Consider the following 25,736-nt stretch of genomic DNA (forward strand, 5'->3'; position numbering starts at 1 on the left):
GAGGCGATTGCCTCCTTTCAAAATTCATTGATTTAATCAAATACTCACTCCTCCGTCCTAAATTCCAAAATATCCCCAGGCTGACAATCAAGGGCTGAACAAATGGATTCAAGGGTACTAAATCGGATAGCTTTAGCTTTTCCTGTCTTTAAAATCGATAAGTTGGAAAGAGTGATGTCTACTTTCTCAGAGAGTTCATTCAATGACATTTTCCGCTTTGCCATCATCACATCTAGGTTTACAATGATCGGCATGGCTTAGACAGTTAGGTCGTTTTCATTTTGTAATTCCAGCCCCTTTTTGAAAATCTGGGCGATGATAAAGATGATTCCTGCCATCATAAAAAAGGCCTGATAATCTTCCCAATAGCCGCCTACACTCCCCAATTCATATCCTCGCTTTTCTAACCAGCGGGAGAACTCCCGGGTAAACCAGCCCAAAATCCCAATGAAAAAAGTGGAATAGCTGATTTTGAGAATTAACTCCGAGACTCCCTCACTGAAAGGCTTGACCAGATTGAGTTTGCTTTGGATTTGGATAATCAGGTAAAATACATGGGCCTTGGAAATGGAAAGGATGATCAGCAAGCTCAATATGGATTGATAGTAAATCTCATTGGATTGGTAAAGTGCGGATAGGTCCAGACCATCATATAAATTATGCGTCGCTGCCGGATTGAACCAGGCGAAGATATAATTGAAAATCAAGGCTCCGGCTTTGATGCTTAATCCGATGAATACTATCCAGGAAAAGACTTTTAGGATTTTGAAAATGGTTTCAGTTTTGGCAGACATAGAGATATCGGTTAGAATTGACTTGTCAAAAATCGGTAATTATTTATTGAAAAACAATAAATAATTATTTTTTAATGAAAAATATTTTCCCTTAACCTAGCAACACTTTTTGTCTTGTTGGATAGGGGGACACTTTACATCTCCATAGCTGCAATACACACAACAATCTCCAGACTTGGGCTTGAGAAGAGTGTGGCAATTCTCGCATTCGTAAAAAAACTGACAGGAATCCTCGGGCATGGTTTCCTTTTTTTGAAAACCGCAATTGGGGCAGGTGAGGGTAGAGGTGAGGATGATCTTCTTAACCATGAATAATTAGAATTTCAAATGGTATGCTTTGGATTTACTCCCCTTTGCTTAGAAACTTATTTACATCCAGCCAGTGAATAAATGCGTCAAACCAACGGTTACTGGTTCGGTTGGGATTTCCAAGTCCGAAGCCATGACCTCCGTTTTGGTAGAGATGAAATTCCACTGGGATACCTGCTTTGAACCAGGAATCAATCACGCCAAACTGGCCGCGGAAAAGAAAATCATCCGAAGCGATCACGTTAAACATGGGAGGGGCATTTTTTGGAACTTCCACAGGCCCCATGCCTCCATAGATTGGACCGATAAAGGCCAATTTCATTTTCTTGGAATTAAGGGTCGAATGCATGGTCAATCCAGCACCTGCTGAGAAGCCAATCATGCCAATTCTTTTGGTATCGACTCCCCATTCTTCAGCTCGATCAAGGATCATCTGGTAAGCCGCCTCAGCATCTTCTAATTGGTTGGATAAATCCAAAGGAGGAGGAGGGGCTGTTTGTCCAGTGGATCCATCACCAGATGGGGCAGGAGCAGGACGGGGGCGATTCATCCAAGCCGTAAAGTCGTCCAAAGATTCCGGAGTTGGGTGAAGGCGATATTTGAGAACAAATGCAGCGATTCCTTGCTTTGCCAATGCTTCTGCCACTTCCCATCCTTCATTTCCCATAGAAAGCCATCGGAATCCTCCTCCGGGAGCCACAATCACTGCTGCACCATTTGCTTTCCCAGGTTCTGGTAAAAAAGGAGTGAGGGTTGCAGTTGAAATATTCCTTGCCATGGGATCTCCCCATTGCCTAAACCAAGTTTCTTTAGCAGGTTGGTTTTCGACACCTCCCGTTCCTAATAAAATGGCTCTGGGTTCGGCAGGAGCCTCTAGAGGATAGATTGTGCCATCTTGGGCGAGGCTTGATCCTGCGATCAGGACCAAACATGCTAAAAGGAAATTCTTGGAGAATGAAATAAGTTTGGTGTACATGGGTTTAGGGTTAAGAGGTTTCTTTAAAAATAGATGGTTTATAGGGTATTAAAAATCTGCTCATCAAAAAATTGACATTCTATCAATACCTAACATCGCTTAATTAAATAGTATAGGATTGACTCAACCAACAATAAACGAAGAGTAGATCAAGAGTTATCCTTTCTATAAATCTCAGCTGAATTAAATATTCGTTCGGGATTCAATATTTTCTACCTCAACTCCTAAATGCAGGAATTCCTCCTTCTTTTCCAATAGCATTTTTGAAAAAATCGGATTTACATCTCCTTCTTCATTTCGGGTTATAAATCCAAATTCGGTTCGTGATAGGAGGTTGACTATCCAAAGCATTTCAGTGGCACTTTTCAGGTCTGGAGCAATGCTTAAATCTGTTTCCGGAGCTAAAATCCCCTTTTTTTGGTCTCCATATCTTAATCCTACTCCATTAAAAAGTAATTCTCCAAGTTCATCGTATTGATGTTCATTGATCCAGGTGTGAAGGTAAGTAGCCACAAAAATGATATACACACAGCAATCCTTGAGGTTTTTTATGTCTTCTGGAGACACATTTTCTGGGTTGTGGTGTTGGGTAATCGGGCTAACGGCTTTCAGCTCTCCTTTGATAGTTTCCCTTTTTTGATCAGGGTGAAATCCATATTTGAAACAGTAATAATCATATCGGTTTTGAACATGAGCTTTTAAATCGAGATCTAATTCATTCTTGTTAATATCTGATAAAAAGACTGGGACACTATGCTCCACCAAATCTTTGGAAAAACAATAAATCTCCAACCAGTATTTTTTTATTTCTTCTAAGTGATTATCTACAAATTGATGGACATATTTCTCAGTGATTTCCCAAAACATCCAATCTGTTTTAGCCACATCATGCGAAGGGCTAATCGGATCCATAGGTTGAAATCCTTTCCAGTCCTGCATTCCTAAAATATCTCTGGTTCTATCCTTTAGCCCCTTCTCTGTTAATGCGGTCGAATGAGGTAAAAAATCTTTGAGAAGGATTTTATCCGCACTATGGTTGATCAGCACCACTTCTTTCAAATGAGGAAGGAGGAGATTGGCGATTGGGTTTATCCTTAGATTTCGATAGGCCGCTATCGCATACTGTTCTGTATTAAGATGAGTGCCTGTAAAGTGGTCATCGACTTCCGTACATAAGCTTCCGCTTACTCTGGCTATGCGTTTTGCAAATTCCCATTCCGTTCCGTCCTCAGGAGAAAATGACCTTTTGATCAAAGGATCTTTTTCAAACTTGTTTAGTGGTCCGGTTAAAATAATCTGGATCGGCAAGGGAAGGCCTTCTTCATCCAGCCGAAATTTAATTTCCGCATCTGGAAAAGCATAGATACCATTAGTTTCGTATTTGCAACTACCGAAATATTTGACCCAATATTCTCCTGGATGAGAAGAATCTGGGAAAAATGAAGCCCGGTTCATTCCATTCATCTGCCGGTGTCCAAAGTATTCGTCTGACCGGGTGTAGCCGGGGATTCTTTGTTCTATGCACCGGGATAGGTTGATTGGGTAATCCTTTTGGATATAGTCCAAACTGATTTTTTTGGATCCCAGTTTAAGCAATTCCAAATGTTTGGCCTTAGTCAGTTCATAAGGGATGAATTGCTGGGCCAGTACATCTTGTCTGGCTTGGGAGTAATATTGAGGAGCATCTTTTTCCTTGTCTTTGATGACTACCCTTGGAGCGGGGTAATCATCGCGGTATTCCCAAAAATCCAATCTGAAATTTTCAAGGAGAAAGGATTCCGTTTTTAAATCATCTTTTCGAACCCACATTTTGTGAAAAATCGAATAATGAGGGACTGCCTTATCTTCCTTGAAGTAGATGTGAGTTGTCTGGTAGACCTCCATTCGAAGATTAAAGTGAGCAGGAGATTTTGCTAGTTTTCGATCATAGCTAATTTCATATTCTCCCTGGTCGTTGGTCATGGCTTCTCCCAATTTTCTCCATTGGAACCACCAAGTTTTCGCCCAAAATTCAACCTGCATGTGGTGGATTGGTTTTGCCACACCATCTTTCCTGGAAAAAGTTACTTTTCCACTAATCTTACTATCGAAATTCTTCCCGAAAACCCTTGCTCTTCTGGGAAAAAGAAAATCATGAAACCTTTGCACTTCAGATCGAATCTTCTTGAAGATCACATGGCCAAATTCAGCTAAAATTGTCAGCGGATTGGAAATGATTTTTGACCGACCCACTTCAATGTGATTGATGCTTTTAAATCTTGGAGTAAAAAAGCCCCCTCGGTTTGGGTATTCAATTTTTGTTTCTTTCCTGCACTCCCGTATAATTTCTTTAATCTCTTGGTGGGTCATTTGGATTTGTTGATTTCAAAATTGTCTTTCCCAGATATTTCTGGTTCAAATAAGGTCTTCTTTGGGAATCAAAATGCTTCTTCTGAAAATAGTTCTTTTGCACTTAATTGAATAACTTCTTTCCTTGATGAATAAATTATTTTTTACTGAGCTTCTCCTGGATCTTTGGAAAAAATTCAAATCCTGAAATTTTTACTTATCTTTTTGATCAAATGGAATCTTTAATTTTGATAGTATCCTATCCCAATTGAGTTTTAAATCAAGTACCTTTTTCAAAGAAGTTGTCCATTCATCACCCAGTTTATTGTCATGAATCAACCTAAATATCTTTACGACCGAAAAGGTCCCTGGCCGCAGCCAAGTCCATCTCATCCTTTTGGAGAGGCCCCAGCAGTAGTTCATATCCCTAAAGATGAGCAGCGCACCTGGTTTTGGAATATCGGGTTTCGTTATATCAGAAATATTCTGTTTTATTGGCCAAAGGCAGTTTGGAAAGCTTGGCAGAATCCAACTTGGGAAATATTGGATGATGATGTTTTTTGTGATCAAATCTACACCACCCCACTAGCGAAATTTCTCAACCCAACGATTGACCCAGATCTACAGGAGATATTCGAGGCTCAACTTGCAGAAAAAGACCGCGATTCCACCTATTTCGTTGCAGATTTCAGATGTATGCAAAATGTAGTCCCTTTCAAGGGAATGTATGTTGCCTCAACTGCGGTATTGATGAGTAAGCATAAAGATGAGTCAAAGCTAAAGATTCATGCTATCTACATTTTTGAAACAAAGCTACTGCTCCTACCAACTGATGGCCAAGCTTGGGACCTTGCCAAGAACTTTGCTATGATGGGTGCTACTTATCGGATTCTACTTTCTACACATCCGATTCTTCATTTTCCCTTTGATACAGTCAATGCAATTACCAAAACGGCTTTACCCGTGGATAATACTGTTTTCAAATTGCTTTACCCTCATTTTCAGTTTACGTTGACGCTCAATGATTCGGTTTTGGAAAGTAAAAGCTCCCCGGTGTATAATGATCAAAAATATCCTTTCACAGGTTTTTGCGGTCCTCAAGATGGATTACTTACCCTCTTAGAATCTGGATACGCGGGGATTGAAGGTAATTCTTCCTATCCCAAGTTTAAATGGGATATTTACCCTACGGAGGTGTTTTCAGATTACAATGTCTACCTAATGGAGTATTACCAGGCATTCAAGCGATTTACGGATGGAGTAGTCAAAAATATTCCTTCAGATGAAATTCAGGATATTAAAATATGGGCGGATTATATTTCAGATTGGTTGCCGGGATTTCCCAATGGGGAAAAAATTATGGAAGGGGATTTATTGTCCGGATGTTTGGCAAAAATCATGTGGGATCTTTCTGTAGCTCATGCTACTGACCATCATTCCTATGGAACGATCCCGATTAATAGGCTACCTTTACGGATGAGAGTACCACCTCCATCTAGCAAAAAAGACACGTTTAACGTGAAGGATCAGGCAAAATTTATAGACGTTTTCAAATATGCTCTTGAATGGAAATTGTTTTTCAATGATCATACAGTGACCAAATTGATTGATGTAGACTATAAATTCCAAACCCCAGAGCTCCAAAAACTTCAGACTAATTTTCTGCAGGATTTGGAATTGGTAGATCTTCATATGCCGGTCAAAAAATATATGGATTTGAATGAAATCTCAATAAGTATTCAGTTTTAACTTTTTATGGTTAGGCTTCCTAATAGTACGTTTAAGGAAAACAAGAATTATCTCTTTTTCAGGGATTTTGATGTGGAGGCCAATTGTGAGGTGATCTACAAGATTCCTAATGAAGCAAATGGAAGCCTAGAGGAATTAGAAAGACTTAAAAATGAGCTGGATATAAGCGTTTCTATCCACTCGCCAAGAATAGTCCGGGCAATCCGCATTGATAGAGCTGGTGAAAAACAAGTCCTGGTCAGAACCTTTATCAACGGAGAAGACCTACAGGAAAAAACATTCGAGTTTTTTAAGGATTTTTCTCAAATCATTCGTCTATCCATTCAAATTGCTGAAGCTTTAAAGGACCTGCATGACTCGGGAGTTTTTCATAAGGACATCAAGCCGAGCAATATTATTTTTAATGAAAAAACCGGATTAGCAACGCTAATCGATTTAGGAATCGGCCAAAAAATCGGTGAGGTTCAAAAATTTCCAGAAAGGGAAGATTTGGATGGGACTTTGGATTTTATTTCTCCAGAGCAAACCGGCAGGGTCAATAGACAAGTGGATTTCCGAACTGATTTTTATTCGGCCGGGATTACCCTTTTCTATTTGGCAAGTGGGAAGCTTCCTTATTCCGGAGAAGAAAGCCTTTCCTTAATCCATCAACATATTGCTGCGGAGATTCCCTTTTTGCACATTCATTTTCCACATGTTCCGGTTCTCTATTCGAGGATTGTAGCCAAGTTAATGGCTAAAAATCCGGATGACAGATACCAAAGTGCTTCGGGTTTGCTGTTTGATTTATTCAAATGCGAAGAGCTCTTTGGGATTGAGCTTCCCCCCATCGATGAGGCTACCTATAAGCTTGGACAATTTGATGTCAGTACGGAATTGAAAATTCCTGAAAAGCTGTATGGAAGGGAGAAAGAAATCCAGATTTTGGAAAGGACGTTTGATCGGTTTCATGATTTCGTTCAACCTCTCATCCTGATACAGGGCACCTCTGGGTCAGGAAAAACAGCCTTAGCCCTTAGACTCAAAGAAATTGCCTTTCGCCACGGAAGTTTTTTTCTCGAAGGTAAATATGATCATTTACAGAAAAGTATTCCCTATTCTGCGATCATCAATGCGCTTCAGGCGCATGTGGAGAATTTGCTCCTGGAGGAAAATGAACGAGTAGAATTTTGGACAAAACGGATTCAAAAAGCACTGGGAAGATCCGGAAAGGTAATCACTGATATTCTCCCTAACCTCGAATTATTAATTGGTCAGCAGGAAGAAATTCCAGTTTTAAGTGGTACTGAAAGCCAAAACCGATTCAATAACGTCATGGTGAAGTTCATCAGATCCCTTGGGACTGAGGATCATCCTACTGTCCTTTTGATAGATGATTTGCAATGGGCTGATTTGGGCTCTATTACGATTTTGCAGATTCTTCTTCAAGAGTCTTCCAATTCAGAAATCCTAATTGTTGGCACTTATAGGGATAATGAAGTTCATGAAGCGCATCCTTTGACTATCATGTTACGGTCTCTTGCTAATTCGGGTCTGAATCCAGTCGAAATCGTATTAGGAGACTTGGAACTGGAATCTGTCATAGAGCTTTGCCAAGATAGCTTTGGAAAGGATAGCCCGGGAGTGGAGGAATTGGCTTCAATCATTTATCAAAAAACCAATGGTAACGCCTTTTTTACACGCCAGCTTCTGAAAGGTCTGTATGAGGAAGGTACCATTTCCATCAATCCCAAGACCAGACACTGGAGATGGGATATCCAAAAAATAATCCAGACAGAGTCCTCCCAGAATGTGGTGGATTACATGACAGCCAAGTTGTCGAGACTGACCTCGGAAGGAGCTTCCGTTTTAAAATATGCTGCTTGTTTAGGTAATTCTTTCGACCGAACAGTGTTGGAAAATATCAGCTCTATGTCTTTGGATCTTTTCGACAAAGGGATGGATGAGGTCTTGATCAATGGCCTATTGATCAGAATGGTAGGCCTGAAAGAAAAGAGCAATAATTACCTTTTTGCCCACGACAGAATTCAACAGGCAGCATATTCCGGGCTTTCTGAGGAAGAAAAAAGTAAAATTCACCTCAAAATAGGAAGGTATTTATTAGCAGAACAGGAGGATGAAGAAAGGGTCGAATGGAAGTTTGATATTGTTGACCATCTCAATAACGGCAGGGATAGTATAGCCGAAGAATCTGAAAAGAGGCTTTTGATTCAGATGAACATTCAGGCTGCTGAAATGGCTAAAAACTCTGCTGCCTATGATTTTGGATTGAAATATGCAAAAATCGGCTTATCGCTTTTGCCTTCGAATCACTGGGAATCCGATTATGATCGGGCTCTGGCATTGTACAATGAAATTGCGGAAAATGCCTTTTTGAAAACCGATTTTGTGGAGGCCCATCAATACATTGATGAGATTTTAAATCATGTTCACTCTTTATTAGAAACAGAGACGGCCTATAAAATCCGAGTTTTGGCCTACCATGCCCAAAACCAATTGCTCAAAAGTATTTATAGTGGATTGGAGTTTTTGGAAAAACTGGGAATCGACCTTCCCAAAAATCCCGGAAAGCCTACCATTATCAAATCCTTCCTGGAAGCTAGATGGGTATTAAGAAATGAGACAATTGAGTCGCTATACCATAAGCCACTCATGTCTGATCCGGAAAAACTTGCTGCCATTCGGATGCTTACCTACCTCAATGGGCCTACCTATGTAGGATTGCCTAATATGAATCCCATTTTAATCTTTGAGCAGGTAAAGCTTTCTGTCAGATATGGAAATACGCCCGCATCATCCAGTGGCTATGGGGGCTATGGTTTGGTCCTTTGTGGGCTTACTGGAGAAATGCAGCTGGGGGCTAAATTTGCCCAGCTAGCCCGAGACATAGTAGAGAAGTATGATGCCAGGGAGGAATTTCCAAAGGCTCACCTAATTACTAATGTGTTTGTTAGGCATTGGACAATGCCGCTGCTCAAATCACAAGAGACCACTGGTGAAATCTATATAAAGGGGGTAGAGGTAGGGGATTATGTTTTTGCTGCCTATGGGGCCGAAGTGTACTGCTTTATGCAGTTCTTCGCAGGTACGCCCTTACCCCAATTTTATGAGGAAGTGGAGACGTATGATCATGCGGTACTCAATATTATTCACCAAAGAAATACTGCTTTAGATGTGTCATCTATCAGGCAGATGATGGCGCACCTACAGGATCCCGACTTTCGTTCTGGCTCAATTCAAGGTAAATATTACGATTACGAAAAAACATTTGATTACCAAAAAAGCACAAATGCGCTAAATGGGATTTTTAAATCCTCGGTATATCAAATGATCATGTATTTTCTATTTGAGCGATATGAACGGGCTGCTGTGATAGCCAGAAGAGCAGATTTTTATAGGGATGCTGGGATAGCCCTGTTTCATATTGGGGCTTTTTATTTTTACAAGGCTTTGATCATTTTAGCCTTACTTCCAAAACTCTCGGGAAGAAAAAAACTAAAGGCAGAGGCAGAACTCAAACTATGCATTCAAAAGATCAAATGGTATAAAAAGAATGCCCCATTCTCATACGATAGCAAGTATAATTTGATCCTTGCGGAGATTAATCGAATTAGAGGAAATCATCATGCGGCTAGGGATTTCTATGAAAAATCAATTCAGGAAGCTAAAACAAACGGGCTGATGCATGAGAGTGCCTTGGCCTGTGAGCTCTATGCTGGGTATCTTAAATCCCTAGATTTGATGGAGTCTCATCGGTTTTTCCTTTCCAAAGCGATCACTACCTACAAAGCCTATGGTGCAAATTCAAAGGCAAATTTCCTAAGTGAAAAGTATCAGGAATTCGCGCAAACGCATTTCTCTCCGACCAGTAACTCAATATCTTCGACAAAAGGAACCTCCCTATCACATTTTAATCTCAACATGACTACCATTTACAAAGCCTCCCAGGTGATATCTGGAGAGATTGTACTGAATGAATTGTTGAGAAAAATGATGGAGCTGCTATTGGAAAATGCAGGAGCAAATAAAGGATGGTTTTTGATCAAGGAAAAAGGGGAATGGTGGATTCGTGCTTCAAATGATCTCTCAAAAAAAGAAGGAAATAGTACGGATTTAATCGAATTGGCAAGTTTGCCTAGAGACCAACACCCACTTTCCCTGAAGATTGTCCAATATGTGGAGCGTACCCAAAAGCCCATGGTGTTGGGAGATGCATCCTCTTTGGGGAAATTTGTTTACAATGAGGATGTTATGCGCTTGGGTAGCAAGTCGATTTTTTGTACTCCTATCATCAACCAAGGGAAAATTTTGGGGACCATTTACTTGGTAAATGATCTAATTACCAATGCATTTACGGAGGAAAATGTGGAGTTGCTCAATTTACTTTCTTCTCAGTTGTCCATTTCTCTCCAAAATGCCTTGCTTTATGATAGTCTGGAATCACAGGTAAAGGAGCGGACATATGACCTAATGAAAGAAAGAGATCTTTCGGAAACCTTGCTAAAAAATATTCTTCCTTCCAAAGTAGCTGAAGAACTCAAAACTCGTGGCGTAGTAGAGCCAAAGCATTTCCCAAAAGTAACTGTTCTGTTTACGGATTTTAAAGATTTTACAGAGCTTACAAAACACATCAGTCCTAAAAAATTGGTTGAAGAGTTGGATTATGTGTTTAGTAAATTTGATGAAATAAGTCTTAAGCATGGGATAGAGAAAATCAAAACTATTGGAGATTCCTATATGGCAGCTGGAGGAGTACCTCTTCCGGGAATAAATGACGAAATCCGAGTAATTGAGGCGGCCTTGGAAATGACAGAATTTTTAGATTCCGTAAAAAAACAACGATTGGAGCAAGGAAGTGATTTTTATTTTCAAGCTAGGATAGGAATTCATACAGGGCCAGTAGTAGCAGGAGTAGTGGGTAAAAATAAGTTTGTCTACGATATCTGGGGAGCAACAGTAAATTTGGCGTCCCGAATTGAATCCTCGGGGCTTCCCGGAAAAGTGAATATTTCAGGAGATACCTATGAGTTGGTAAAAGATAAGTTTACCTGTGCTCACCGTGGCCAGATTGATGTAAAAAGTTACAAGCAGGTAGATATGTATTTTGTCGATGGAAGAAAATTAACCTAACCCTTCTCAAATTGAGCATACTTTAGAATCGATTTTTTAACCGATCGCTACCTAACAATAAGGAAATATCCACTCCTAGTTTTAATGAAGTAACAATTGATTACATCAAGTTATAAGGGGTGAATTGCAGGTTTTTGGAATGGAGTTTAGTACATTGATAGTTACCAAACTCTTTTTATCATGCGAAAATCCATTCTTATCCTCTTTAGCTTTTTTCTAATTTCTTCACTTTCAGCCCAGCAAAAACGAGCGCGTGATCTGGGGATTCCTTTTAGAGGGACTCCCGGTACTTACAATGCAATCACCGATGTTAAAGGCATAGAGGTAGGGCATAGCACCATTATCAAGGGTAAGGGAGCCCTGAAAATTGGAGAAGGTCCAGCCCGCACTGGTGTGATTGCAGTATTTCCCAGAGGTAAAAAGTTCAGTCCGGTTTATGCCAATTGGTACAGCCTAAATGGGAATGGAGAAATGACCGGAACTACCTGGTTAACTGAATCCGGATTTTTGGAAACACCCATCATGATCACCAATACCAATAGTGTTGGGGTAGTTCGGGATGCAGTCTTAAAATGGTATGTCGATACCAATTGGTACGGGGATGAAAAATTCTGGTATACCTATCCTGTCGTGGCAGAAACCTACGACGGAGAATTGAATGATATTTATGGCTTTCATGTGAAAGAAGAAAATGTCCGTGAAGCTATTGAAGATGCTAAGCCAGGTCCTGTAAAGGAAGGAAATGTAGGTGGAGGAACAGGTATGAGAACTCTAGGTTTCAAAAGTGGGATTGGTTCCTCATCAAGAATGGTCCACGTTGGAGAAAATAGGTATACCCTTGGGGTTTTGGTTCAATCGAATTTTGGAACTGCTTCCCATCTGACCCTAGCTGGAGTGCCGATTGGATTGGATCTGATGCATCTTCCACACAATGAATTTTATGGGGATCCAAACACGGAAGGCGAAGGACGGGACGGATCGATCATTGTAATTGTCGCGACTGATGCTCCTCTTTTACCACATCAACTCAAGCGAATCGCCCAAAGGATTCCTTTAGGTATCAACCGAACCGGAGGATATGGGACTAATGGATCCGGGGATATTTTTATCGCTTTTTCCACAGCAAATGAAGGAGCTTTCAACCGAGAGGAAAATGTGCAAGTTGAGACGGTTTCTAATGACATCATCACCCCACTGTTCATAGCTACAACCCATGCAGTAGAAGAGGCTATCATCAATTCCATGGTAGCTGCAGAGACTCTGGATGGTATCCATGGCAATGTCATCTTCGAATTACCTGAGCAGGAGGTGGAGAAAGTCATGAAAAAATATAACCGCTGGTTAAGTCCTGAGGTAAGAGATCCAAGGAATTGGATTCAATACACGGGTATCTATGGAGAGGCTGAAGAGGTTGAAATTACCCTAGAAGAAAACCGATTCAAGTTTTCCATGAAAGATGGAGACAATTCGAGGCATTCCTATGCTACGCCAATCGCTGAGGATACCTTCGAAGTAGATTATTTTCCGATTTTGCTCAAGTTTAAAAGGGAAAGTGGCAAGGTCATATCCATAGAATTGAATGCGAATGGAGTGGAGGAGCTAAGGAAAAATTGATTGTTTTTTTAAGATTGCCAATTTCCATACAAAAGCATTTTAGAAATAAGGAAGCTTAGAAAAATCTGAGCTTCCTTCTTTTTGCAATCCAAGTTTCAGAGTTTCCTTTCTTTTTTTAAGTGACTGGATAGCCCTTGCAAATAGAAAAGTATGCTAAGATCTAAACTGTTATTTTTTACCTCTTAGATATTAATTATTCGCTCAATCACCCAAAATACTGCAATAGATCCTATACCATAAGGAATGACCTTTTTCTGCCATGGCTTGACTTGAACATGTCCTTGGATCAATTTCCAGAGACCAATAATTACTCCGACAAATAAGAGTTGGCCTAATTCTACTCCAAAATTGAAAGTGGCTAGTGCGACTGGGATTTCATTGGAGGGCAAGCCGATTTCTGACAAGGCTCCAGCAAATCCAAATCCATGCAACAAACCAAAAATAAAGGCTACCAGCCATGGTTTTTCACTAGTGAGCGTAGGTTTTCCACCTTGAAACTTCAAAACTTCCAGAGCCAAAAAGACGATACTCAAAGCAATCACCGTTTCCACTGGTGCTCCAGGAAGGGCTGTATACCCTAAAGCGGAAATACTCAAAGTAATGCTGTGAGAAAGCGTAAAGGCAGTGATGGTTTTGATCAGTTTTTTCCAGGCTGAGGAAATCATGATTAAGGCCAAAACAAAAAGTAAGTGATCGTAACCAAGCAGGATATGCTCGATTCCAAAAATCAGATAAGTCTTGGCAACTTGAAGTTTGCTGGATTTTTCGGGAATCCAAACAGCATTAGAGGTGGGCTGAAGAAGAAATGTATAATGTCTGCCATCTAAAAACCGAATGTCCACTAAGGCATCAATTCCTGTTTCTTTGAGGTTTTCAATGCTCAATTCAGAGTTTTCTAAGCTACTTTCTCCCTGTAGTTCATAAGAATAAAGCATAAATGCTTCCAAAAGCCTGGGTTCCTGAGTTTGATTTAGGGTAAAGTTGGATTCAAACTTGGGTTGGATATCCAAAACCTTGTCCACCGTTCGTGGAACTTTCCAAAAGACGCCAAACTTCCCAGGGGATTTTTCCTGAATCTGGAGAAAGGCAGGGCGAATTTCATGCCCCCATGCCAATTGGCTGGCAATCATACATAAGAACACTATCCCCAAAATAAATGAAGATCTCATGAGGCCAATCGGTTGATGATTTCTTGGGGGATTGACTTGGTGGTTATTTTGATCTCGTACTTTTTAAGCAATTCCTGATAAACCTTTTCTTGGGTTTCTAATTCAGTACGAAATTCAAATTCCTTTTGGATCAAGGCTTTCACTTCTTCAAATTCGGCTATTCTTTCAGGATTTTTTTTGGAGATAAAAACCAGATGATTTCCAAAGCCTGAAGAAATAGGCCCAACCCATTGGTTTAGGGGAAGGCTTTCTATTGATTTTGCAAAATCTCCTCCGAAGGCATTATCGATTTCATTTAAGAAAGCATTTTCCCAACTGTTAGAAATTGATAATCTGTTTACCAATTGCCCGGGGAAAGCAGTTTTCTCATTGAAGTTTTTCAGGCTTGCATGCAATTGGGAAGTTTCATTTTCTAAAAACAAAACCTGACGAAAGGAGAAAGAAGGCTCCAAGGAAAAGAGCTTTTTGTTTTCATTATAAAAAGCTCTTAACTCGTCTTCTGTCGCAGGAGCGATCATTGCACTCAAGTCATTAGATACTGCCTCCATCTTTTGGGCAAGTCGGCGTTTGATGATCAGATCATTATGATCCAAATTCATTTCCAATGCCTCTTTGTAAAAGACCTCCTGTCTCAAGTATTGGTCTAAAAAAGCTTCAATTTCATCGGTGTTGGGCTCACGATTCCATTGTTTTTTCCATGTACTCAGGAGGTAATCATACTCTTCTTGATCGATTAAAATTACGTTGTCACTTTCTTCTGCCTTATTTTTCCAAGAACTATACGCGAATATCAAACAACCCAAAATCAAAAAATGGATTAAGGGTTCTTTTAGTAATTTCTTCATAAAATCATTTCGATTTGACAGTCGGTTCGTACCAGATTGGGGATGCCCAGGCACGTTCCACGATTTCTTTTTTGGTGTCTTCAGGGAATTTCAAGCCCGGATTTCTTATTTCATCGAATAGGTTCCATCGGCCTGTAGGGAGCTGTAAAATACGCACGTAATAGAAGGCTTGTTGGTCAGGATTAAACTGAGGATCTTTCCAAACTCCCATCAATTCAGGAGCACCTTTAGTTTTGTCAAACTCACCAGTTTTTAAATTCACAGGAGCATCAATAGGGGTAACTGAACCATCAGGAAGAAGTCGATTGTCAGAGGCAACCACGTTGAAGATGGTGTCCCTGATTTCATTGTTTTCTACCCATCCTTTGATGATTTGAATTCTATCCAGACCCGGGCCAATTGGATCTTTTATAGCCCAAACCAGAAATTCAGGAGCAGAATTTCCTGAATAGTTTCCGCCCATAGGAACTCCTTTTTCATATCCATCTTTTACCAAGGCCTCATAAGATTCATAGGAACTTTTAAATCCTTGTCCTGCAAAAACTCTCACCTTAATTCTAGGACCAGAAGTAGCGTAGGTCTCTTTGGCATGCATACCGTCCCAGATCGCCTCTCTCGTATTCGAAGTTGCCCATACCGCAGTCAAGCCTCCTGGATTGGCATCTCTGGCATATAGCTCCCCATCTAATTCATTCTTTACTCGATCCTCGGCTGTTTTGTCTACCAAGCCATGACTACCTACGGAATAATTATCTTCCTCCACATTACTAGGTGTACCATTGTGGCTATCGGTTCCGCCTACGAATCCATATTTGAATGGGTTGGTGCCAAACTCTTCCCGATATTTTAGACCTCTTCCAAGGCCCCAACGGATGAAATTCCTTTTTTCGAATACTCTTCCATTGTACTGCTGAATCGAAACAGCGTTTTCAAAGTCGGCAAATTCATCATTTGGCCAAAAGTCTGGAACTACCTCAGAGTTTCCTTTGATTTGCATCATTTCCACCAAAGGCTCCATGGCAGCCCGGGTTTCTACATATTCTTTGGTGATAGGCTTACCGCTCAGGGTTTCTTCTGCAAATAGATACCCCTTGCTTTCATTTGGATTGTGAGGCACCGCAAAAACTTTGATTCCTTTATCCTTTTGGATTTTCATCCAAGCCCAAAGTTGTTCTGGATCTGCACCTTCATTGGAAGAAAAAGGAACTTCGGGTAGATTGGTATCTCTAAAGAAAACATTTCTGTGAAGGTTGGCGGTATTGGGAGCAGAAGTCCATTCGTAGGCATGGATGGTGGTAAATTTGCCCGGCTTATAATTCTTTTCAGTTGCCTCAAAATTGTTTTTCCAGCTAGAAATAGCCGCTTGAGGACCCTGATAAAATGGAGGGTGTGGATCTCCACCACCCGCTAAAACGTCAAGTACATATTTTTTATACAGCCCAAGCGCTTCCTTCAAATCCTTCGCCTCTCGCATGGCCGTAGCCACAGGGTGGTCATATCCCGGAGTACCTTCATTCAATAAGGTGAATGTCTCTCCTAAAAACTCGGAATGGTCTGTTACCGCTGTCCAATCCAAAGGTCTTTTGATTTTGTGCATACTTCCATTGACCATGATTTCTTCCCCTTGTGCAAATCGATAGGCATCATCCGGAGTCAGTCTGGTCCCGGCAATAAAGGCATCCATGGAAACTGCGGTATGCATATGCTGCTCCCCGAAAAAAGCCTCTTTCAAAGGGAAATAAGGAACCTCATAACTTGTCCCTTCATGTACATAAGTTTCTGTTGACTTAGTATCATCAGCTGAAGTTTTCTCAGATTTATTTCCAGTACAAGCTATTGCAAGACATAGAAGTAGGAGGATGTAATTTTTCATTGATGCAAGAATAAAGTAGAGATAAAGAATTCAAAAAATGTTTCTTGAAATACAATTAGAAATATAAAGGTTTAATAGTTGGGATTCAATAGCCTTCCACCGGAGTAATAAATTCCACCTAGTAAGAATTGATTTATACATAACCCTGAAAAGAATTGATGACCCAATGGATCCCCTTTTTAATCCTTTTTACCAAAGCTTTCCAGCTTTGTCCGGGCATGTTCATTTTCAGGGTTGAGCAGGAGAGACTTTTGGTAGTTTTCTAGTGCTTTCTCCTGATTCCCCAACAATTCATAGGCTTCTCCCAAGCTATCAAAGGCGTTATAGGATTTGGGGAAATTTTCAGTGTTTAGGATGAAAAACTCCAAGGCTTGGGATTTTTCTTCCTCATTTCTGCTTTGCAAAAGGGTATAGCCAATCCTATTTACCAAGTCCTCTGGTGGATTTATATCCCAAGAAAGGCGATTGGAAATGTTCTCGAAATGCCGATTGAGTTGATCTGTGGATTTGATATCTCGGTAGGAAATTCCATATCCTTCGAAAATGCTTGAAATCCCTTCATAAAATGCAATCACTGGGACAGACCCATGGTTTTCTTCTTCAAAATAATCCAGCTGAGCTCGCAATTCACCTTCATATTTGCTGTTTAGTGATTCGTAAAATCGCACATGCCGATCCCGATTTCTGATGTTTCGTTTGTCCCAATTGGCTGTCGCGATGTAAAGGAATCTTTCAAAACTTTGCGCAGGCATAGCTTCTAGCTTTTTGTCCATAGTTTCTTCATCCCAAGTTCCGAAACTAGGGTCCACAGCAATGAATGCCTGGAAAAGGGTATTTTCCTTCAAATACGCATGGGTAGCCAAAAGGCCACCTAAAGAATGTCCAAACAGAATCCGAAAAGGGTCTGTTCGATACTTTTGCTCTAATTCAGGAATGAGTTCACTTTCCAAGAAGCCCAAAAACTTATCTCCACCCCCAGAATTGTTTTCACGGACTGTAATGATTTTATCGGGAGTGAAGTCGCGCCTTCGATCTACGTTTTGAATTCCCACTACGATCATCTCTGGAATTCGGTAATTTCCATTGGCACCCGAACTCATGTAGTTGACCATCCCGGTCACTGATCTGAAATGTGCACTGCCATCCAAAAGAATCAATACGGGATATCGCTTATAGGAGGCTCCTTCTTCGTTATAGGAATCCGGGAGACTTATCCAGAATTCCCGATTTTCATTTAGAATATCGGAGTGAATTTGCTGCTTTGTTCCTATTACAATTTGCTCTTGAGCTTGGGATTTTACTTGGTAGAATTGAAAAAGAACTGGAACTAGAAAAAGGATTTTTTTAAGCATTTACTTGGTTTTTTTCTCACTTGGTAAGTCAAAATGGGTAATTAATCCCGTTTAAACCCGAGTTTTTTTTAAAAATCCAAGGAAAGTTGAGTTTTGGCTGGTTTCTGGTTTTTCACTTTTGATAAATTTCAGGGACTTAAAACCAACACTTTTTCAAAGCAAACACTCCCTTCTACACCTTCGTACTGACCGTAATTGGGTGTGCGTTTGTAGCCGGATTTTTGGTAGAGTCCGATCGCATCGGCCATGTCATCTCCTGTTTCCAAAACACATTTTGCCATTCCCAATTCTTCGGACCATTTTTCCAATTCTTGTAAAACCGCCCCTGCAATTCCCTTTCCTCGGAATTCCGGAAGAACAAACATGCGTTTGACTTCCATGGAGTATTCATCAAATTTCTTAATCGCGCCACAGCCAACGGCCTTGTCATCCAAATAGGCAACGACTACATGTTGGATTAGGTCAATTTTATTGAATTGGGAATAAAAGTCATTGCTTTCCCCATTTCGGATGGCGAGATACTGATCCAATTTGGAAACCAGCATTTGAAAATCAGGATTTTCGGAAGTGGCGCGGATTGTTTTCATCATTTACCAAATACCTTCTTTTTTCATAGCGAGATAGGTCCAAACTCCTCCTGCAAAATCAATCGCTCCAAAAATCAGCATTACAGGTTCCATCATTTCTAGATAAACAAAAACTGAAAAGAAAATGATGATGGTACAACGGATAAATGCGGTGACCTTGAATATGATTGAGAGTTGGTGTTTTACCGCAACGATATAGTAAACTGAGAGTGCGATGAGTAATATTCCAGCCAAACGAATCCAAATTTCACTCGTGTTTTCTACCCCGATGAGCGATAGAAACAGATTAGGGATAAACAAGAGAGTTAACCCAACTAGAGTAAGGTAGATGCCAAAATAAAATACGGATTTAGCAGAAGGGGTCATGGGGTTCTTTGTCAATGTTTTAAAACCGAATAAACTAAATGAGATACCTAATCCACTTTTCTCTGATAAACCAATTGCCGCATTTTATCATGAAAATGGGGATCAAATGCCCGATTTGGATCCATTTTGGAGAATAATCTGATCTATCAAACTAGGAAATAAAGCAAGGTTAACCAAGGATGAGAATTCTATTTAGTAAATAATAGAATAAATCAAGCTCAAATTGTTTTGGATTAAAACTAAAAAGGCCCGGAAGTCTAAGACTTTCGGGCCGATTTTATGCTTTTAATGATTTCTATAGTTGAGGTTCTGTTTTGTTAAACATATACCTGGCGATTTTCCAATCCCCATTTACTTTCTCAAATACAAAGAGTTCTCGATTGGCTTCCGCAACTGTATTCCCAGTTGCATGAATTAGGGTGGTTCCTTTGGAGCTGGTCACTGCAAAAGCCATATTTCCTTCCACCTGGATTTCTTCGATATAGAATTCGATATTCAACTGAATGTTAGAAAATACAAATTCATAAGATCTCAAAATCGCCTCTGAGCCAATGCCTGAGGGAGCTTCAGAAGGCATGAAAATCCCATCTTTGGTATATAGAGATTGAGCCAATTTCGCATCTGAAGTGTTCAATGATTTTTTGTATTCACCCAAAAGGGTTTCGATTTTTTCTTTTTCTAGCTTTTCCATGATTGCTGAGGTTTAAGTTGTTTTTGTTTTTCAGAATTCATCAGGGTATTTCCAGCCCTGTAGACTCAGATTACTTGTTTTCCTTGATCCAATCTTTCAAGGATTTAAACTCTTCCGTTGCGATTTCATTAGCCAGTTGGATCCTTTCTGAAGAATCTGGCCCCATATACTGATAGGAGTCGAAGTAGGAAAACATTTGAGCTATCTCTTCTGCTCCTTCAAAAAAGGTAGAAAAGACTTCTGCAGGGACTTCATTGAAAGTGTATTCTTTGCCATTCTCTTTAAATGCCAAGATCACATCCTGAAAACTGTTTAATTCTGTCGCCAAGGCTAAGTAGATTCCCTTTCCTACTTTTTCCGGATTCAAAAAGGCTCCTGCTACTACCTTCCCCAAATCATGAATGTCAGCCATATGGATGACCTTCTTCGAAACATGAATGGGAAGAGTCCATCCTAGAGATCCATCTTGCTGGGTTTGGGCACCCAACTGACCTGTCAAATTTTGAAAGTAAAATGGAGGTTGAACAAAGGTGTAATTTTCAAACCCGGCATCGATTACAAGCTGGTCTACTTCAGCCTTGCCTGTGAAGTGGGGAACTTCAAATTTCCCATTGCTTATTTTTTCCACATTGGGCAAAGTGGACCAGATAAAATGATTCACCTTGGCATTCTTTGCAGCCTGAATGGCGATTTTTCCTTGTGCCTTTTCATCAGCTCCCTCCCAAAAATTGGTGACCACAAAAACCCCATATGCCCCTTCAAAAGCTTGGGTTAAAGAATCTAAATCTTTCAGGTCACCTTGGACAACTTCGTCTGCGTTGCCTTGATAGTTTGAGGGGTTTCTGGTTATTGCTCTTACCGTAAATGAACCTTCCTTTTTCAGTGCATCTACAACCCCTTTTCCCTGAAGACCTGTGGCACCTACTACTGCGATTATTTTCTTTTCCATTTTGTATTGCTTTTAAGTTTATGAACAATACAAAGTTGAGCAAAGGCCGATTGGCTTACCTATGGAGTAGTTTAAGAAAGAGTCTTAAGGTAGATTAAGATTCCGAAAGTTTTTTTCGAATGGTGCTGAGGAATTCTGGGGTCACACCGAGATAGGATGCAATTTGGACATTGGAAATACGATTGAAAAAGTAAGGATAGCGCTTGACAAAATCCAGGTAGCGATCTTCGGCGGTGGAACTGATGTTTTGCAAAATTCTTCGTTGGGCGCTGACCAGGGCATTCTCAGTCAATACCCGGAAAATTCGGTCAAATTTGGGATACGCTTCAAATAGTCTCAACTGATCTTCTTTCTTGATCTGAAGAATAACAGAATTCTCCAGAGCCTCTACGGTAAGCTTGCTTGGCTCCTCGGAATGGAAACTGCCAATGTCCCCAATCCACCAATTTTCAATGGCAAACTGCAGGTTATGCTCTTTTCCATTAGGATCGATTAAGTACATTTTGAAGCAGCCTTCCACCACATAAGTGTAGTGCTTGCAGATATCCCCTTCCTGAAGAATAAACTGTCTTCGCTTTATTCTCCTTTCTTGGTAAACCTCTTCCAAAGCGTTTTTTTCTTCCTCGTTGAGGGGGAGAATTTGGTCGAAGTAGTTTATTAGGGGGGTAATGTTCATTTTATCTTAACAAATTGAGCCTGGATTAAAGAGGGGATGTCGTCATTAAACTTCTTCAGCTATAGCCATCTAAAATTGAAAACGAGGTCTAAGACCCAAAAGCTAAACAATAATTTATGCCTTTCCTAAGCATGGATTTGGCTCTAAGGAAAAAAAAAAAGGAAAATTCGGATGATCTGCAGGAAAGCAAGAATTTACCTTGAGTCCAAGCCAAGGGGCCAAAAGGATTGAAAAATTAATGAATCCTCATTTCATGATTTTCAATTTCAACTAAATTGATTTTGATGCTTTACTGAGAATTTGTCTGGGTTTGGGGTTCAAAGTCCTCGAGACTCGTGAAATATTCTATCCCCAAAACCAAAATGATAAAGACCAGAAATGATACCTTTTGCATGATAGCCAATACTTCCCAGTCCCCTACACCAAACAAGAATAAGGTAGAATAGAATATCAGCAAACTAACAATACACAAAAACTTAAATCCCAAAAGTCTGCTCCTTAGGACAAAGACAGTGATATAAAAAAGTCCTAGCATAGTCAGTGTACTGGAGACAGTCACCATGATATCGTGTAGTTCGGTTGCGATCAGAAAAGTAAAAAGCATATTGAACAAGCCCACAGACTTCAACACTAAGGCAGCGTGTTTTTGAGGTATTTTTTGGGAGGTGTGAAGAAAAAAAAGTCCATATCCAATGGAATTAAAAATCATGCCGATCAGGGCCCAGATTCTGGAAGGGTTTGCTGCTCCATTTAGGGCATTTTCTAAAAACAAATTGCTGAAGAAATTCTTGGACCAGTCAAAGCCTTCGGAATTCTCATCGAGAATTGAGCCTCCTGGATAAAGAAAAGTAGCAATCAGCAAAAAAATAGTCGAAATGAGAATGCAGATTAGCACGGAATACTTTTGAAAAAATGGCATCTAATTTTGATAGGTTAGGGGAGTTTCAAAATACTTTTTCTGGACGGGAAACCAACAAAAATAGACTTCCTTCTCCCGAAAATTAACTCAAAATAAAAGGAGTTATTGTCTAAATCAAGAGATCGAAGACAGACTGAAGCATAGTCCTTGGATTCTATTTCTTGCATTTTCTACTTCCAAAAACCAAATACTCTTGTGAAAATCTTTCTATCCGCCAAAGCTGCTGCACCTGCACCCAAAGCATAAACCAGAATATCTACTGGATCGAAAACACTGGCCAAAGCGTAAATCCCAAAGTACTGCAGGATTTCGGAGGTCGTACAAAGGATAAACACTGCGCTGGCTTTGACATACCAATTTTGAAGGAGCTCCAGTTGATCCTCCATCAGGATTAGCAGAAAGTAATAGCCAAAAGGAATGGCAAAATCCGCAAAGTAGCTGTGGTACATTTTTTTTCCCGCATCCCCTAGCCAATCAGAAGGACCGATAATAAAAATGCTTGCGATCAGCAGCATGATCAAGAGGACTATTGGTTTTTTACTTTTCATTTAATCAATCGGCTGATCAGTTTTGCCTCGAGTTCAGGTACGTTATATTGAAAATTTTCTGGGAATTCTAGTCCAAGGAATAAAATCCAGAGGATCATAAAGAAGCAAATAATTTTCCGATCTTACAGCAGATCAAATACCTAAACAGATGTTCAACTTTTTCAGAAAGCTTCGGCAAAGCCTTTTTTCCAATGGATCTGCCTTCAAATACCTCAGCTATGCAATCGGGGAAATTATCCTGGTAGTCATTGGGATATTCATTGCAATCCAAGCCAATAATTGGAATGTGGAAAGAAACTCTCAAAAAGAGCTGAAGCAAAGTCTGGAAAAACTGCTTGTAAATTTGAAACAGGATTCAGTCACCATTCAGCTTGATATTGCAACCAATAAAGAGATCGTCAATAGTTTAGACTCCAGCCTGATAATTTTAAAGGCACCAGATAGATTCACGAAAAAAGAATTTTCCAGCAAGCTTTTTACGGTAAATCAAACTACACATTTGGAAATTGAAAAAAGTACTTTCACCAGCCTTTCCGAAACCGGTAAGCTAGCTTCGATTTCAAATGGGCAATTATTGGACTTCATCATCAATTACTATAATAGGGAGTATTTTTTGAGTATTGAGGACGCCATTATCAATCATACCCGAGAGATTATTCGTCCCTATTTAATGGGCTTTGATTTTATCCTGATGGATGCTCCTGATTTGGAAGGCATAGATGAGGTTTCAAAATTTACAATTCCCTCCAAATCCATTCAAGATTATGCTTCAGATGCACGAATTGTAAATGGGATCCGATTCAAGATTTTTTTGCACACCAGGGTAATGAATGCCTATCGGTATAAATTGGAAGAGAATAATGCTTTGATCCAGATGGTGAAGGAAGAAATCGGTAAGGAGTAGCTATTGATTCTCCCTATATGAATTTCCTTTTCTTTAATTCCTCATTGACATCTTTGGAGCGATAGCCCGGACCCTTGATCAACTTATAGGCAAGGAATAAGGGGATGAGGGTCAAAAAACCAAGGGCATTATTTATCGCACTGTAGATTACAATTCCAATTAGAAATCCAATCAGGACTGCATGATAAATGGAACTTGATTTCACCTTTTTTGCCAAGTCCAGCAATTCCTGCTCAGTTAATTCGGATAGTTGTTTTTGTTCCATGGTTTGAAAAGTAGGTTAAAGAAAATGGCAGACTTGCGAGTTGACCACCTGTTCAGAAATTTAGTAATTATTGGGTTAAGGTTTTGGATTCGAGATTTCCAATGGTTTTTCCTTTCCTTTTTCTAATTTGAAACCTGCAAACCCAAAACCTATGAAAAACCTATATGCCTTCTTGGCTTTGATCCTCCTTTTTTCCTGCCAGCCTAAGACCGAAACCCAAACGGAACCTATTCACGAGCCCTCCAAGCCCAGAACAATAGTCACCACCGATGGAGAGATTGACGATGTGGATTCCTTTATCCGGATGTTGCTTTACGCAAATGAGTTTCGGATCGAGGGTTTGATTTATTCTTCTTCCATGTGGCATTACAAAGGAGATGGAAAGGGAACCCTTTTCACTTCCGAGATGGAAATGACCAAAAATATGTACGGGGCAAAGACTGACTTGCGTTGGCCGGGAGTGGAATGGATGAATCCCCTTCTGGATGCTTATGCTGAAGTGTATCCCAAACTAAGTCAGCATGCAGAAGGATTTCCAACTGCAGATTACCTGCGCTCTATAGTTCGGGTGGGAAATATTGATTTTGAAGGGGAAATGGAAGTGGATACCGATGGTTCGGACTTTATCAAAACCAAACTTCTGGATGAGGATATGGAGCCAATTTATCTCCAGGTTTGGGGTGGGACGAACACCATTGCCAGAGCTTTGAAATCCATAGAAGATCAATACAAGAATACTCCGGAATGGCAATCCATTTACCAAAAGGTAGTGGACAAGGCGATCATCTATGCGATTTTGGATCAGGATGCTACCTATAGAAAATATATCGCTCCTAACTGGCCAGACTTGAAGATCTATTACAATTCCAGCCAATTTTGGTGCTTTGCCTATGCTTGGAAAAGGGCAGTTCCTGAATCCCAGCATTACCTATTTGAAGGGAAGTTTATGGGAGAGGAAATTATCAATAACCACGGACCTCTGCTCAAGCAATATTATAGCTATGGAGATGGACAAAAGCAGGAAGGAGATGATGAGCATATCCACGGAGATCCGACCAAATTGGTCAATGCCCAATGGGGTACTTTTGGGGTCTATGATTTTATCTCCGAGGGAGACTCTCCTGCCTATTTGCACTTGATTAATGTCGGACTGGATAATTTGGATCATCCCGAGTGGGGAGGATGGGGTGGACGGTTGGTGCAGTCCACTGAGCAACCTAACCGTTGGGAAGATGGAAAAGGAGTTTTGGACTACAGCCCATTCAAAGATACCCTGGATGCTACCTATCCACAGGTTCGCTGGCTGGAGGCTGTCCAACAAGACTTTGCAGCCCGAGCCGATTGGTGTGTGAAAGATTTTGCTGAGGCAAATCATCCTCCGGTGGTCAAAGCCCTTGGCACTTCAAGACTTTTAGCCAAGCCGGGAGAAAACTTGACTTTAGAAATTGAAACCTCCGATCCGGATGGGGATACTTTGGAAACCAAATTTTGGATTTACAAAGAGGTGGGTACTTATTCAGGAGAGGCAAATATTGCGGTCGAAGGGAACCAAGCCAAGGTTCAATTAGATGCTCAGTCCACTGGAACTTTGCATGTGATCGCCGAAGTAAAGGACAATGGTATTCACCCGATGACTAGGTATGTGCGATTTGTGGTGGATGTGAAGTCTTCCAATTAAGCTATCCGAATTTT

At 40.4% G+C, this 25,736-nt stretch carries 22 protein-coding genes; 5 read left to right on the forward strand and 17 right to left on the reverse strand.

Features of this window, described 5'->3' with window-relative positions; genetic code table 11:
- Positions 1 to 44 precede the first annotated feature (44 nt).
- The 5 genes from DFQ04_RS14515 to DFQ04_RS14535 form a co-directional block, all read right to left on the reverse strand.
- Positions 45 to 254: a helix-turn-helix domain-containing protein gene (locus DFQ04_RS14515; protein WP_133557123.1), complete on the reverse strand. Its 210-nt coding sequence runs from the start codon at positions 252 to 254 to the stop codon at positions 45 to 47.
- 3 nt (positions 255 to 257) lie between these two features.
- Positions 258 to 794, reverse strand: a complete 537-nt coding sequence (locus tag DFQ04_RS14520; protein ID WP_133557125.1) for a DUF2975 domain-containing protein — start codon at positions 792 to 794, stop codon at positions 258 to 260.
- A 96-nt stretch (positions 795 to 890) separates the two neighbouring features.
- Complete coding sequence (locus DFQ04_RS18455) at positions 891 to 1,103, reverse strand: GDCCVxC domain-containing (seleno)protein (protein WP_133557127.1); 213 nt, start codon at positions 1,101 to 1,103, stop codon at positions 891 to 893.
- Positions 1,104 to 1,137: 34 nt separating this feature from the next.
- Entirely contained in the window at positions 1,138 to 2,079 is a 942-nt protein-coding gene (locus DFQ04_RS14530; RefSeq protein WP_133557129.1) for an alpha/beta hydrolase, read from the reverse strand.
- Positions 2,080 to 2,262: 183 nt separating this feature from the next.
- Positions 2,263 to 4,311, reverse strand: coding sequence for a lipoxygenase family protein (locus DFQ04_RS14535; protein ID WP_166637313.1), 2,049 nt, complete (start codon positions 4,309 to 4,311; stop codon positions 2,263 to 2,265).
- Positions 4,312 to 4,737: 426 nt separating this feature from the next.
- On the opposite strand from DFQ04_RS14535, the gene DFQ04_RS14540 reads away from it, so the two are divergent.
- From DFQ04_RS14540 to DFQ04_RS14550, 3 genes are all read left to right on the forward strand, one after another.
- On the forward strand, positions 4,738 to 6,156 hold the full coding sequence (locus tag DFQ04_RS14540; RefSeq protein ID WP_133557134.1) for a hypothetical protein: 1,419 nt from the start codon (positions 4,738 to 4,740) through the stop codon (positions 6,154 to 6,156).
- Positions 6,157 to 6,162: 6 nt separating this feature from the next.
- Positions 6,163 to 11,286: an adenylate/guanylate cyclase domain-containing protein gene (locus DFQ04_RS14545; RefSeq protein ID WP_133557136.1), complete on the forward strand. Its 5,124-nt coding sequence runs from the start codon at positions 6,163 to 6,165 to the stop codon at positions 11,284 to 11,286.
- Between the two features lie 180 nt (positions 11,287 to 11,466).
- Positions 11,467 to 12,900 (forward strand): DmpA family aminopeptidase, encoded by a 1,434-nt coding sequence (locus tag DFQ04_RS14550; protein ID WP_133557138.1) that lies wholly within the window; start codon positions 11,467 to 11,469, stop codon positions 12,898 to 12,900.
- A 182-nt stretch (positions 12,901 to 13,082) separates the two neighbouring features.
- Here the strand turns inward: DFQ04_RS14550 and DFQ04_RS14555 are convergent, their stop codons facing one another.
- The 11 genes from DFQ04_RS14555 to DFQ04_RS14605 all read right to left on the reverse strand — a co-directional run bounded on the left by DFQ04_RS14555 (position 13,083) and on the right by DFQ04_RS14605 (position 22,875).
- On the reverse strand, positions 13,083 to 14,069 hold the full coding sequence (locus DFQ04_RS14555; protein ID WP_133557140.1) for a HupE/UreJ family protein: 987 nt from the start codon (positions 14,067 to 14,069) through the stop codon (positions 13,083 to 13,085).
- Positions 14,066 to 14,914 carry a peptidyl-prolyl cis-trans isomerase gene (locus tag DFQ04_RS14560; protein WP_133557142.1) on the reverse strand — a complete coding sequence of 283 codons (849 nt, stop codon included), beginning with the start codon at positions 14,912 to 14,914 and terminating at the stop codon, positions 14,066 to 14,068. Before DFQ04_RS14560 ends, DFQ04_RS14555 begins: the two co-directional genes overlap by 4 nt.
- A gap of 4 nt (positions 14,915 to 14,918) precedes the next feature.
- Positions 14,919 to 16,787, reverse strand: a complete 1,869-nt coding sequence (locus DFQ04_RS14565) for a DUF3604 domain-containing protein (protein WP_133557145.1) — start codon at positions 16,785 to 16,787, stop codon at positions 14,919 to 14,921.
- Between the two features lie 179 nt (positions 16,788 to 16,966).
- Positions 16,967 to 18,139 (reverse strand): alpha/beta hydrolase-fold protein, encoded by a 1,173-nt coding sequence (locus DFQ04_RS14570; RefSeq protein WP_133557147.1) that lies wholly within the window; start codon positions 18,137 to 18,139, stop codon positions 16,967 to 16,969.
- Between the two features lie 128 nt (positions 18,140 to 18,267).
- Positions 18,268 to 18,729: a GNAT family N-acetyltransferase gene (locus DFQ04_RS14575; RefSeq protein ID WP_133557149.1), complete on the reverse strand. Its 462-nt coding sequence runs from the start codon at positions 18,727 to 18,729 to the stop codon at positions 18,268 to 18,270.
- Entirely contained in the window at positions 18,730 to 19,092 is a 363-nt protein-coding gene (locus DFQ04_RS14580; RefSeq protein WP_133557151.1) for a hypothetical protein, read from the reverse strand.
- Between the two features lie 295 nt (positions 19,093 to 19,387).
- On the reverse strand, positions 19,388 to 19,783 hold the full coding sequence (locus DFQ04_RS14585) for a YybH family protein (RefSeq protein WP_133557153.1): 396 nt from the start codon (positions 19,781 to 19,783) through the stop codon (positions 19,388 to 19,390).
- A 70-nt stretch (positions 19,784 to 19,853) separates the two neighbouring features.
- A complete protein-coding gene (locus tag DFQ04_RS14590; protein WP_133557155.1) occupies positions 19,854 to 20,732 on the reverse strand; it encodes an NmrA/HSCARG family protein in 879 nt (292 codons plus the stop codon).
- Between the two features lie 94 nt (positions 20,733 to 20,826).
- On the reverse strand, positions 20,827 to 21,408 hold the full coding sequence (locus DFQ04_RS14595; protein WP_133557157.1) for a Crp/Fnr family transcriptional regulator: 582 nt from the start codon (positions 21,406 to 21,408) through the stop codon (positions 20,827 to 20,829).
- 289 nt (positions 21,409 to 21,697) lie between these two features.
- On the reverse strand, positions 21,698 to 22,327 hold the full coding sequence (locus DFQ04_RS14600; RefSeq protein WP_133557159.1) for a hypothetical protein: 630 nt from the start codon (positions 22,325 to 22,327) through the stop codon (positions 21,698 to 21,700).
- Between the two features lie 170 nt (positions 22,328 to 22,497).
- Positions 22,498 to 22,875, reverse strand: coding sequence for a hypothetical protein (locus DFQ04_RS14605; protein ID WP_133557161.1), 378 nt, complete (start codon positions 22,873 to 22,875; stop codon positions 22,498 to 22,500).
- Between the two features lie 148 nt (positions 22,876 to 23,023).
- Here DFQ04_RS14605 and DFQ04_RS14610 point away from each other — a divergent pair, with 148 nt between their 5' ends.
- Positions 23,024 to 23,779, forward strand: coding sequence for a DUF6090 family protein (locus tag DFQ04_RS14610; protein ID WP_133557163.1), 756 nt, complete (start codon positions 23,024 to 23,026; stop codon positions 23,777 to 23,779).
- 13 nt (positions 23,780 to 23,792) lie between these two features.
- Here DFQ04_RS14610 and DFQ04_RS14615 read toward each other — a convergent pair whose 3' ends face one another.
- On the reverse strand, positions 23,793 to 24,044 hold the full coding sequence (locus tag DFQ04_RS14615; protein WP_133557165.1) for an FUSC family protein: 252 nt from the start codon (positions 24,042 to 24,044) through the stop codon (positions 23,793 to 23,795).
- Positions 24,045 to 24,195: 151 nt separating this feature from the next.
- Here DFQ04_RS14615 and DFQ04_RS14620 point away from each other — a divergent pair, with 151 nt between their 5' ends.
- Entirely contained in the window at positions 24,196 to 25,722 is a 1,527-nt protein-coding gene (locus DFQ04_RS14620) for a DUF1593 domain-containing protein (protein ID WP_133557167.1), read from the forward strand.
- Positions 25,723 to 25,736 lie beyond the last annotated feature (14 nt).

This window comes from Algoriphagus boseongensis, assembly GCF_004362805.1.
GTDB lineage: Bacteria > Bacteroidota > Bacteroidia > Cytophagales > Cyclobacteriaceae > Algoriphagus > Algoriphagus boseongensis.